The sequence below is a fragment of the Pedobacter sp. N36a genome (assembly GCF_014472395.1).
In the GTDB taxonomy this organism is placed as follows: Bacteria; Bacteroidota; Bacteroidia; order Sphingobacteriales; family Sphingobacteriaceae; genus Pedobacter.
The window spans coordinates 407,513-419,215 of sequence record NZ_JACSZW010000001.1 but is presented as its reverse complement, the minus strand read 5'-3'; the positions used below and the strand labels follow the sequence as shown (position 1 = coordinate 419,215).

Genomic DNA, 11,703 nt, shown 5'->3' with positions numbered 1-11,703 from the left:
ATTGGATAGCTGGTTTACTAAGCCTCAATTATATCATAAACTACTACTTTCTCCCATAAATGACTGCAGTTCTTAATAAATTCCAAATGTATCGGATGCGTCTGGTAAGTGGCTTGCCCTTCAAGATCAGAAAAGAACATCAATTCTGATACGCTCCAGCTGCTGTCAATGACATCACGTTTTTCTGTGCTTGCGGTAATGCCAACATGGATTTTGCGTACGGTTGGTATTTTAGAAAGTTTTTTCAAACCTGCAATCAATTGATCACGATCTGCTGTTGAGTTTGGGTTTTTCAACCAGAAAAATACATGATGTACCACCGGATAATTGTCTTTTGTGTTGGTTAAGGGCATTGCACTGGCCATTGTTCCAAGGGAGAGCACAGCTGCGGTTCCAATAAATTTTCTTCTGTTAGCCTTATTCATATTTCCTAAATCTAAGAAAAATAAACAATTGATACTAATTGTTGATCATTGGCTTCAAATGTTCATCCTATTTCTCAGCTCTAAACCATACCAAAGTCAGTCATAAGTACAGGCGGTGGTCACATTTTGCATTTCCACTGGAGCATATTATTTCTTCTTGTTTTGATGAATTACGTCTTTGATATGATCGGAAGATAGTCCGGAATTTGTTAAAACACTAGCAATAAAAGCACTTTTTGATTCGACGTAATGATCAATATCATCTGTTAAGGAAGCCAGCTTCTTTTTTAGCTCCCCATATTGGGTAATTAGGACTGGCGATTTTCTTAATGCATTTCGGAATAGGAGATGGTTGTTGAGACCGAGCGATCCTTCTATACAACAATAAAGGTGGTGCTTGGGCCTGGTAATGTTCTCTTCTTGTTCCGGACTAAACTCGGAAATCGCATGGAATGCATACCTGCCTTTAATGCCCATTTCACCACGAGATTGATACCCTAAAGTGACCAAGATGGGAATAACCTCATTTAATTGCCTTTCCTCTTTTACGATCAAGTCAATATCCAGAATAGGTTTGGAAGCCAGGCCCGGTACCGAAGTGCTGCCCACATGCTCAATTGCGATCACAAGATTTCCCAGTGCATCATTAAATATGCGCTTTAGGTCCTCAAATTGCTTTGGCCAACTCGGATGGTAATCTACAACGAGGATAGTTGGTTTCATGAGTTTTAATTAATGGTGATTTACCGGTAATGCAGTGAATTGAATGCGTGTTAGGTTAATCCCGAAAATGAGCTGATAAAGCCTGATAATAGTTTTCAAAAGACTCGGGTTGTGTACTTAGGAAAAGATAGGGTTCAATAAGTTCCAGTTCCATGAGATTTAATTGACCATTCACGATCAAACCGTCGACTCTTGCATAAAGACATCCTGCTGCAAATTGAGTCACATAAGCCTGTGCTTCCTGAATGTAAACGCTTGCCGTTTGTGTTACATTCACGCTTGCGCCATAGTAATGCTGTACTCTAAACTCTCCATCTTTGGGTACTTTTAAAAGGCAATGACTATATTTTCCGTTAAAGAATAGAAAAGACCATTCGCCATCAAAAACCTCTTTCATAAAAGGTTGAACAATAAAAGCTTCCTTTTGCAGCAGGCTGTTGATGAGTTCTTTTTTTTCAGAGAAGTTTTCTGCGGTAAGGATAAATGTATTCCGCGCTCCAGCACTAATACAGGGTTTAATAATCAGTTTATCGACATTAAATGAGCTTAGTAATACTTGCAAAATAGTAAGAACACTGCCTTTTTCGAGATAGGATGATGGGATTACCGGCAAGCCGGACTCTGTAATTTCTTGTAGGTAATGTTTGTCCATGTTCCATCTCACGCGGTCATAAGGATTCAGGAGCTGAATACCTAAAGACTCTAGCTGATGGAGCCATTTCTGAAAATCAGTGAGATGTTCGGTGTAATCCCATGGCGATTTTAGAATAGCGAGCTGATAATTTTCCCATTGAACCAAGGGATCATTCCAGATGACACGCTCAATAGATAGCCCTTTATCTAAAAGGAAATTTAAAAGTGTAAACTCTTCATCTTCGGTAGTGGAGGTATATATTTCCTGAATTTGGTAAGAGACGTAAGCGATTTTCATAGGTTAAACTTTTAGTGCATAAAAAATGCAATTAGTAGGTAATGGATATAAAAGGAAGAATTAAATCGCTTTAATGAGTTTTTTTGTGTTTTCTTTCAGTTTTTTAAAAGACCTGGATAGGATTCCTTTTGCTGGTTGTGTTTGGTCGGCAGACAGCTTTTTGAGAAAATCTGAAAATGCGAGAAAGGCTTCCGGATCTGGGACAGTCTCTGTTTCCACAGATATGGGGGATTGAGCAAGCACCACATCAAAATTTGTGCTATGTCCGCAATGTACTCCAGTTGCATCATGACCAATATTAGCAACCATCGACTGGCCAGGATAAAGCGTCAATTTTCCTGCTAAAAAAGCAGCAGCATACCACCTGATGTCCCAAACCGTAGATTTGCCATTTGCCTGGTCTTCTAATGATTTGAAGAAGGTAGCTGTTTGGTCAAAATCAAATTCTTTCTGAAGATTGCGCGCTATCATTTTATCCAGGAGTATTTTTCCATCTGGTTCAAATAAATCCCATCCTCTTTTCCAGGTGGCCCAACCCCAGCAATCAGCTCCTTTTAAAAAGAAAACTTCTTTTAATTTTTGTGGAATCGGGTAGACGTAACCATGTATAGAGATGACTTCTTCCTTGTTCTCATAAAAATCAAGTGCATCATTCATGTATTTTAAAAACCATGGAGAGGTCACTAAATCATCTTCAAGCACAATGGCTTTGCCATGCTTATTGATGATTTCTGTTACGCCCAGAATCACATTTTCATCTACTCCAAGATTGTGCTCGCGCAGGCTGATATGAAGGTTTTTAAATCCAGTGACACTAGGTAAATAAGCCCTAAGCTCATTCACCTTATCCAGCGCATTCGCATCTTTTGCTGCATCTGCATAAATGTATAGTTCACTGTCTTGGGATAAAAGATTTTCTTTTAAAGCAGCGATAACCTGTTGTGTATGTAATAAACGGTTGTATACAAAAAGAATGATGGGGGCTGTAGTTTTCATCGTGCTAAAAATAGGAGGTTTTTCCTGAATTGTGATCAAGGTAATTCCTTTTTAATCAATTTACTTTAACCAAAATACCCCCAGCAATTTTGAGTGATTGAGGGGGCATTGAAGTTTAAGCTATAGGTTTACATTTTATATCGGATCATCTTAATTCTCTATTATAGGCATCTACTGCATTTTCAATATTGCCCGCACCAGCAGATTGTACTGCGTATCCACCTACTGCCATTCCCAGACCAACACCCATCAATACATAACTGGCGGTAAAATTTGAAGGTTTTAAGCTAGGACGCTTGTCAAAACCAAAGCCAGATGGCCTATCATTATGGCCAGTGCTCGTAGTTAGAAAGGAAACAAAACCAGCGATAATTGATGCCCCTGCAGTGACATACATGATTTTACTGCGACTGGCGCTTTTTCTGTACTTATCTAGAAATTTCATGCTCTCCGGATTGTCTGCCATATCATATTGCAGGTTTTTGTAGCTTACCTTTTTTATATCCTCATAACCTTTGTTGTAATACATAGACAGGTCAACAGCCGGATAGCGATCAGGTCTGTGGCTATAGCCATTTCTGTAAGCCCTGTCATAGCTGAATGGATCATAGGGTCTTTCCTGGTAAAGGTTGATTTTTCCTGCTATAATCCGCTCTGAAAATTGGCTGATTCTGGCATAAGTCAGCTTTTTTGTGTTCGCAAAGAAGCCATCTTCATTATTGAAAAACTTCACCTGATCCACAGGAACACGGCGTGAATCTACCCTGAGCTGCCAATATCCTGAGAAATCAGGTCTCAGCTGAATTTTTTTAGCGTAGATGATGGAGTCAGAATAAAGATAGAGATAGTTTTTGTTGTCGGGCACCTCTTGTGCACCAGCGCTCAGGGCATAGCAGGCCATCACGCTTAAGAGTAATTTTTTCATAATAGTTTACATTTGTGTGTATGTGGTTAACACAAATTACAACCCAAAAATCTATTTGTAAGGAATAAAATACAGAGAAAAAAAAATTCGGCAGTTATTTGCTGCGATGTGTTTGGGGAAGGGAAGGTCAAGATCGATGATGATCTCAAAATATCTTGAGATCATCATCGATCTTGACTATAAAATTATCTTAAGTCATGCTTAAGATTATAAATTGTATTCTTTTTCGACGACCTTTAAAATCAGGTCTTTAACAGTGATTCCTTGCTGTGCACCCAGGATTTTCAACGCTTTTAAAGCACTTTTTTTAAGTCTCAATGGATAAGTAACCGTTTCGTCGTCCGGCAGTGGGGCTTGTTTTTCTCCTTTTACAGGAGCCGTCTCTTTTGAAGGAGAATTGAACAATGCGGATACACCGCCTAAGTTTTTATTGTTATCCTCAATGCCACCCAGATTTTTCTTTGCCATAATCTTATAATTTAACTAAAATTTCTTCCGTAAGGTTTTCGTAATCGACAGCACCATTCGATAAAGGTGCATATTCAAATACATCTACGCCTTTCAGCTGCGCTTCTATCAAGGCTACGTTTACCCTGATGGAAGTATCAAATAACTTATCACTAAAATACTTTTTGATACTGTCTGTGATTTGTTCGGTAATCACCCTTCTTGGGTTTATTTTGGTGATAAATACACCGCCAATTGTCAGGTTTTCATTGTAATGTGTACGGACATCCGAAATTATGGAAACCAGGCGGTCAATACCTCTGTAGGCAAAATATTCTGCTTCCAATGGGATCAATACCGTATCTGCAGCAACCAATGCGTTTACCGTTAACATGCCTAAAGCAGGCGCGCAATCGATCAGAACATAGTCGTATTTTCCATCCACTGCTTTCAGCAATCTTTTTACAATAGTTTCTCTGCCCAATCTGGAAACCAGCTCAATCTCTGCACCCAATAAATCCAGAGAGGACGGGACTATGTCTAAATATTCTGAAATGTTTTCTATGGGAAGAGGAGTGTCATTTTTGATACTGTCATAGATAGACACCTTAACATCTCTGAATCCTAAGCCTTCTGTTAAGTTAGATTGTGGGTCAATATCAATTAGCAATGTTCTCTTTTTCGCACGAGCTAAACCGGCGCCAATATTTAAGGTAGAAGTTGTTTTTCCTGTACCACCTTTATGATTTATAACAGCTATAATCTTCATGTCAATATATCCTTTATACGAATACGCAATGATACTAAGATATATTGATGTGGAGATATCTTTGTGTAGATTATTAGTTGAGAATCTTTGTTCTTAGACTTTAATGGCTGATTTATAGGCCAATAATTTTTATTGTTTAGGTTGCATTTAAAGATATCTAGATATCTTTAAATGCGTTAATGCTAGTTTTAGCTGGAATGGAGGACGATAGTTTAATTGGCCATGGGTAAGGTAAACCAGAAATTACTGCCTTCATCCAATATGCTTTTTACACCAATTTGTCCATTGTGTTGCTTGATGATTTCTGCACAAATATATAGGCCGAGTCCTAATCCAGTATATTGACTGCCAGAATTGTCTGCACGATAATAGCGGTCAAATAGGTAACGCAATTTTTCAGGCGGTATTCCAGGGCCCTGATCAATGACGGAGACTTTGGCCATATCATTTTCCTTTTCAATACGGATCCTGATCTCTTTAGATTGGCTCGCATATTTTATCGCATTATTGAGGAAGTTGACCACGATCTGTTCAATCCGAATGGCATCGGCATAAACTGCGATATCCAGATCACCCTCTGTTTTAATAGAATAAATTCCGTCAGCGGTTAAATCATGGTAAGCGTCTTTGATGATGCTGGACAATACAAAATTCTCCTGATTGATGTGAAGCTGTCCCTGGTTGGCTTTGCTGGAGTTTAAGAGGTCTTCAATCAGTGTATTCACTTTTCCTAAACTTTTATTGGCTTGAACAACCAGTTTAGCGAGCATACCAGTAGCTGGTGGGTTGTCTTTTATCCGGTCTAAGAGTTGTAAAGATGCTTTTAGACTGGTAATAGGAGTTTTGAGCTCATGACTGGCGATGATGATAAAATCATCTTTATGCTGCTGTAATAGCCGAAGCTCTTGAATATCAGTTGCGGTACCTACCCAAAGCTCTAACTTTCCAGCCTGATTTTTAACGGGCATTAAACGGATGAGATGCCATCTATAAAGCTCATCCGCCCGTTTGAGACGGATTTGAAATTCGCCACCTTCATCGTTATTTAGTATGGAACGGAATTGATCAATGGCAACATGGAGATCTTCTTCATGTATCACCGACTTAAACGCGATCATTCTGTTTATTTTACGATTTAAGCCCGTATAATCTGAGCATCGCTGGTTGTAAAAAAACACCTCTCCCTTAATGGTATTTGTCCAGGCAAGCTGTGGAATGGTTTCCATCATGCTGCGGAAACGACTCTCACTTTCGGCCAAAGCTTTAGTACGGTTGATCACGCGGTTTTCCAGTTCCTGATTCAGCAGTGAAAGTTCTTCATTGATCTGCTTTAGTTTCTCGTCTGCCAGTAACTTTTCTTTCCTGCTCTGGGTGTCATTTAAGGCCCGGTTGATTTTCGTAGATAAAGTGAAAAGGCTGTTTTTTGAGACATAATCAGTCACACCAGCTTTAATCAGTTTAACGGCGTTTTCCTCTCCAATGATGCCAGATACAATGATAAACGGGATATCTGGATGCTGCTCTTGTTTGATATGGAAAGCGCTTTCCGCATCAAATGAAGGAAGCGAATAATCTGATAATATAAGGTCAGGGGCAAAATCATCGAGGGCTTTCTCAAATTCGGCACGCGTTTGAACCACTGCTGCTGTAAAACTCAGGTCAGATTTTTTCAGTTCACGAAGCAATAAGTCAGCATCACTTTCATTGTCTTCAACAATGAGTATTCTAAGAGTTATTGCCATTGTATATACGACATAATTTAACCTATAAAGTTTTTAATAGTTATTAATGTGCGGGCTGGCTTAGTACCAGCCAGTATAAACCTATTTCTTTTACAGTTTTGAAAAAGTTATCACTATCTACTGGCTTCACGATATAGCTGTTGGCACCTAATGCAAAACACTTTTCTATATCCGGACCTTCATTAGAGGAGGTCAGCATCACTACTGGAATAGATTTTAGGTTGGGATCAGATTTAATTTTTTCCAATACCTGTAGTCCTGAGATCTTAGGCATTTTTAGATCCAATAGAATTAATTTAGGAAACTCCTGATCGCTTCTTGTGGCAAATTCACCTTTGCAGTAAAGAAAATCAAGTGCTTCAGCGCCATTGATCACATGATGTAATTTATTGGTTACTCCACCTTTTTTTAGCGCACGAATTGTTAATGCAGCATCGTCAGCACTGTCTTCTACAAATAAAATTTCAATATTATGATAGTTCATGTCTTTTAGTGTTAATGGTTTACGTTGAGTAAGCTGAAATAAAAGCAAGAGCCCTCGTCTAATGTGGATTCGGCCCAAACTTTTCCCTGATGTCTTTGAACAATCCTATGGACGATAGCGAGGCCGATACCTGTACCTTCAAATTCTTCCTGGGAGTGTAACCGCTGAAAAACCCCGAAGAGCTTATCGTAATATTGCATGTCAAAACCAGCACCACCATCCTTTACAAAGTATACGATATGATCGTCTTCCTCGTAAGCACCAATTTCTATTGCTGTCTTTTCTTTGTGGCGCGAGTATTTAATGGCATTGGAGATCAGATTAATCCAGACCTGTTTGATCAATGATTTGTCGCCTTTAGCATTTGGCAGTTCGGTGATATTAAATTCGGGCCTATTTTCATGTCCTTCCAATAATACTTCTTCTTTTACCTGGTCGACAAGATCGAGCATGTCTATATTTGAAACCGTAACCTGTTTTCTTCCCAATTTGGAGAAGGCGAGCAAGTCATCGATTAATTCCCCCATTTTTTTAGAATTGTTGATGATGGATTGCAAGATTTTCAGCCCATCTTCATCAATGACCGCCTCATAGTCCTCTACTAAAATTTTAGTATAACCATTAATTGCCCTGATCGGGGCACGTAAATCATGAGATACGGAATAGGAGAAGGATTCTAATTCTTTGTTAACGGACTCTAATTGTGCGGTACGTTCTGCTACTTTTTGCTCTAATTCGTCATTGAGCTGACGAACTTCATCTTCCGCCTTCTTGAGTTCTCTATTCGCAGTAATTAACTCCTTGGCTCTTTTTTCCTTTTCTTCATTTTGAAAGGCAAGCTCTTTATTGGCAATGACTAGTTCTGCAGCACGGTTTTCTTTTTCTGCATTTTGAAAAAGAAGCTCTTTATTGGCAATTGCAAGTTCTTCCGCTCTTTTTTCTTTTTCTTCATTTAGAAAAAGAAGCTCTTTATTGGCGATGATTAACTCTGCTGCTCTGTTTTCTTTTTCCTGATGTTGAAAAGCAATCTTTTTATTGGCAATAATCAATTCATCGGAATCGTCTTTTTTCATGTCCTTAGTAAAAGGGTAGTGGTTGAAAGTAATGGGAATAAGAAAAGAATGGGGCTAAGGAAGGATTTAGCTTTTCTTTGTATTTTCTAAAGCTACCATAATAAACTGGGACCTGATGAGAATCAGTTATAAATCGTCATCACAATTGTAAAACGATAGTAGAAAGGGGTATTGAATTTAAAGCTTTTGCTGAACAGCGGCACGTTCTATTTTCATCTGCTCATTTTCCGGTGCAAATTTCAAGCCTTCATGATATTCATTCAAGGCTTCTTTGAAGGCGCCCAATCCTGCCATTACATAGCCAAATCCATGATAAGCTTCCGCATTTTTTGGATCGAGTAGCCATGCTTGATTTAAACGGTACATCGCTGTTTTGGGATCCCCCTTTTTTGCATATTCCATTCCCCACCTGGAATAAACGTAGGAAGCACGTTCTTTAGTGCCAAATTGTTCGGTTGCTTCTTTAATGAATTGCTCGTCTATCTTTAAATACTTTTGTGATTTTACCACGCCGCTATATTTAGGCAGTAACCTGATGTCGGTTTTAGCACGTGCTTTCCAATCTTCATAAGCGCTTCTGGAATTACAGGATGCACTACATAAAGTGAGGGCCGAGAGGAGGAGGATGCTAAATAGGTTTTGGAATGATTTCATGTAAAGCTTATCGCAGTTTATGCTTTCAGAACCAGTTCTTCAGCTGTCAGGCAGAAATAAAGATTTTGTAACTGGTGTACATATAATAATTTATAGTCTAACATGGCAATTTCTCCATCCATAGGCTGAAAATCATCGCTTAAGACAAACTGATGGCCATTTTTTTTCTCTAAAACGTAAGTGATTTCAACGCCTTCTTCATATTCAAAGGCGAATTTCTCAAAGCCAAATTTAATCAACCAGTCTACCGTTAATTTAATAGGTTCCATTAATCCAGCCGAATCAATGTCAGATCCATAAGGGATTTGTTCAGGATGGCCATGATCTAATGTATAATTTCCTATTCTTAATTCGCTTGATTCCATAATCCGTTCTTTGGGCGCAAAATTAGGATAATAAAATAGGAATTCATGAACCGACAGCCTTTAATCTGTAAACTGACCATAAAGTAGCTTGGATCACTGCGCTCGGCAGCTTATAACTTTTAGTTATGACTGATTACTTTATATATTTTTGTCATCCTCATAATTAATGGCATTTTTGGATACCAAACCAAATATTTTGAGCGAAGAGACCAAACCTAACCAAAGCCGGCAAACCCTCATTTATACAGCGAAATCCGTCGTGTTAGTGTCCTTGTTGTTTATTTTAGCCAGTTTAATTGGGATCAGTGTTTACTATTTTAAGGATGCGGCTTTACCTCAAAAAAATCCTGCTGCCGCAGGGCTGGATGAGGGAATAATTAAAAGCGGAAATGCCAAAGCTGTAATACACGAAAAGGCCATTCCAGCAGATGCCTGGAAATCTCCTGACGAAAGTACTATTCCTGCGAATGGGTCTGAAGAGATGATTCGTTATGGAAGAGAACTGGTGAAGAATACGGCAAAATATTTCGGACCAAACGGTTCTGTGGCCAGGATCAGCAATGGAATGAACTGTCAGAATTGCCACCTGGAAGCAGGAACGAAAACTTTTGGCAATAATTATTCGATATTTTTTGCCAGCTATCCCAAAAAGAGCGCACGCTCAGGTAAAATGGCTGAAGCCACCGAACGCATCGCCGATTGCTTTCAGCGAAGCTTAAATGGAAAAGTTCCTGATCTATCCGGAAAAGAAGTGCAGGCGATGCTTGCCTACATGAAATGGGTTGGGTCGGAACAAGAAAAAGGAAAGAAAGCTTTTGGTTCGGGTACGGAAAAATTGAAATACATGGATAGGGCCGCAGATCCAGAAAAAGGGCTGTTGGTTTACCAGAATAAATGCCAGAGCTGCCATGGAGAGCATGGGGAAGGAATTAAATCAGCGGATCAGCTGGCCTTTGTATATCCACCGCTTTGGGGTCAGCAAAGTTATAATGATGCTGCGGGTATGTACAGATTGAGCAATTTTGCAGGTTTCGTGAAAAACAATATGCCTTATGGGGTGGCTTACCCGGATGCACAATTAACAGATGAAGAATCTTGGGACGTAGCTGCATTTGTCAACGCTCAGCCCAGACCTCATAAAGCACAAAAAGAAGATTATCCAAATCGCAGTAAAAAGCCGATTGATGCACCTTTTGGACCTTATTTGGATGGGTTTTCTGCTGAGCAGCATAAGTACGGCCCTTATCCTCCTATGGTGATGGCATTGAAAGAACTCAGTTCGAATCATCAATAAAATCTGATGTATATACCGCTGGAAAAAGCAGAATCGAACAAACACCATCCAGAAGCAGCAAAGGACTTTATGGATTTCCTGGTAGGAGAAGAAGCAGGTGAGATATACAAGAAATTTGGCTTTGATTTGCCTTAATATGACCTTTTAATTCAATAGTGTAATTTATCCAGCAGACTGAAAACTACCTTAAAACGCTGTTTTTTCCATAAAATGGCCGGATCTTTGCTTAAATTTGTCATAAGAAATAAACACCGCTCCATCGGTTATACAAACCGTTAGAACTTAATGGAAATAAGGTTGTTTAGTAAAAAAAGAAAAATTATGAAAAAGGCAATCTTCGCGATCTTGATCTCAGTATCCGCTTTAACATCTTGTAAAATGATGAACAAAGGTCAAAACACCACGCAAAATGCTGCAGCTTCAAAATTAAGCGGCAACTGGGAGTTAAATTACATTACTGGGGTAAGAATCGCCTTTAATGGCTTGTATCCAGAATCAAAACCAAATATCAATATCAATGCGGCGCTTAATGAACTTGGTGGGAACACCAGCTGTAATTCTTTTGGTGCTAAATTAGAGGTTAAAGGCAGCAAATTTAAAGTTGATTTATCAGGGCCAATGACAATGAAACATTGTGAAGGTGAAGGGGAAATGAGATTCCTTGAAATGCTTAAAAAAGTAGATGCTTATACCGTAGATGGGAATACACTTACCCTAATGATGGCTGATGTTCCAGCAATGAAATTCACAAAAAAATAATATTTCTTTATTGCTATTCTGGCAATAACAGTTGATTAAAAGCTTTTTACCGCTTTCAGGTAAATTTTTTAGGCTTTTAATCGTTCAAATGAATATAAGTTCACACTTTTGTGCAA

Annotated in this window: 15 protein-coding genes; 3 read left to right on the top strand and 12 right to left on the bottom strand. The window is 38.9% G+C overall.

Translation table 11 applies throughout. The annotated features are described in order from the left end of the window. Positions 1-17: 17 nt before the first annotated feature. The 12 genes from H9X96_RS02030 to H9X96_RS01975 form a co-directional block, all read right to left on the bottom strand. The gene (locus H9X96_RS02030; RefSeq protein WP_187664666.1) at positions 18-425 is read right to left on the bottom strand and encodes a Dabb family protein; all 408 of its coding nucleotides are present in this window, start codon (positions 423-425) and stop codon (positions 18-20) included. A 147-nt stretch (positions 426-572) separates the two neighbouring features. After that, entirely contained in the window at positions 573-1,148 is a 576-nt protein-coding gene (locus H9X96_RS02025; protein ID WP_187664665.1) for a GrpB family protein, read from the bottom strand. Positions 1,149-1,203: 55 nt separating this feature from the next. Further along, the gene (locus tag H9X96_RS02020) at positions 1,204-2,079 is read right to left on the bottom strand and encodes a RimK family alpha-L-glutamate ligase (protein WP_187664664.1); all 876 of its coding nucleotides are present in this window, start codon (positions 2,077-2,079) and stop codon (positions 1,204-1,206) included. A gap of 60 nt (positions 2,080-2,139) precedes the next feature. Beyond that, a complete protein-coding gene (locus tag H9X96_RS02015) occupies positions 2,140-3,075 on the bottom strand; it encodes a glycosyltransferase family 2 protein (protein ID WP_187664663.1) in 936 nt (311 codons plus the stop codon). A gap of 145 nt (positions 3,076-3,220) precedes the next feature. Further along, complete coding sequence (locus H9X96_RS02010; protein WP_187664662.1) at positions 3,221-4,000, bottom strand: hypothetical protein; 780 nt, start codon at positions 3,998-4,000, stop codon at positions 3,221-3,223. Between the two features lie 207 nt (positions 4,001-4,207). Next, on the bottom strand, positions 4,208-4,468 hold the full coding sequence (locus tag H9X96_RS02005) for a hypothetical protein (protein ID WP_187664661.1): 261 nt from the start codon (positions 4,466-4,468) through the stop codon (positions 4,208-4,210). 4 nt (positions 4,469-4,472) lie between these two features. After that, complete coding sequence (locus tag H9X96_RS02000) at positions 4,473-5,216, bottom strand: ParA family protein (protein WP_187664660.1); 744 nt, start codon at positions 5,214-5,216, stop codon at positions 4,473-4,475. 212 nt (positions 5,217-5,428) lie between these two features. Then, on the bottom strand, positions 5,429-6,958 hold the full coding sequence (locus H9X96_RS01995; RefSeq protein WP_187664659.1) for an ATP-binding protein: 1,530 nt from the start codon (positions 6,956-6,958) through the stop codon (positions 5,429-5,431). A 43-nt stretch (positions 6,959-7,001) separates the two neighbouring features. Further along, entirely contained in the window at positions 7,002-7,442 is a 441-nt protein-coding gene (locus tag H9X96_RS01990) for a response regulator (protein ID WP_187664658.1), read from the bottom strand. Between the two features lie 11 nt (positions 7,443-7,453). Then, the gene (locus H9X96_RS01985) at positions 7,454-8,515 is read right to left on the bottom strand and encodes an ATP-binding protein (protein WP_187664657.1); all 1,062 of its coding nucleotides are present in this window, start codon (positions 8,513-8,515) and stop codon (positions 7,454-7,456) included. A gap of 177 nt (positions 8,516-8,692) precedes the next feature. Beyond that, positions 8,693-9,169 carry a M48 family metallopeptidase gene (locus H9X96_RS01980; protein ID WP_187664656.1) on the bottom strand — a complete coding sequence of 159 codons (477 nt, stop codon included), beginning with the start codon at positions 9,167-9,169 and terminating at the stop codon, positions 8,693-8,695. 17 nt (positions 9,170-9,186) lie between these two features. Next, positions 9,187-9,534, bottom strand: a complete 348-nt coding sequence (locus H9X96_RS01975) for a hypothetical protein (RefSeq protein WP_187664655.1) — start codon at positions 9,532-9,534, stop codon at positions 9,187-9,189. 166 nt (positions 9,535-9,700) lie between these two features. Between H9X96_RS01975 and H9X96_RS01970 the strand changes: the two genes are divergently transcribed. From H9X96_RS01970 to H9X96_RS01960, 3 genes are all read left to right on the top strand, one after another. Further along, on the top strand, positions 9,701-10,828 hold the full coding sequence (locus tag H9X96_RS01970; RefSeq protein WP_187664654.1) for a c-type cytochrome: 1,128 nt from the start codon (positions 9,701-9,703) through the stop codon (positions 10,826-10,828). Between the two features lie 6 nt (positions 10,829-10,834). After that, a complete protein-coding gene (locus H9X96_RS01965) occupies positions 10,835-10,963 on the top strand; it encodes a substrate-binding domain-containing protein (RefSeq protein ID WP_187664653.1) in 129 nt (42 codons plus the stop codon). Between the two features lie 186 nt (positions 10,964-11,149). Continuing rightward, on the top strand, positions 11,150-11,587 hold the full coding sequence (locus H9X96_RS01960; protein ID WP_187664652.1) for an META domain-containing protein: 438 nt from the start codon (positions 11,150-11,152) through the stop codon (positions 11,585-11,587). Positions 11,588-11,703 lie beyond the last annotated feature (116 nt).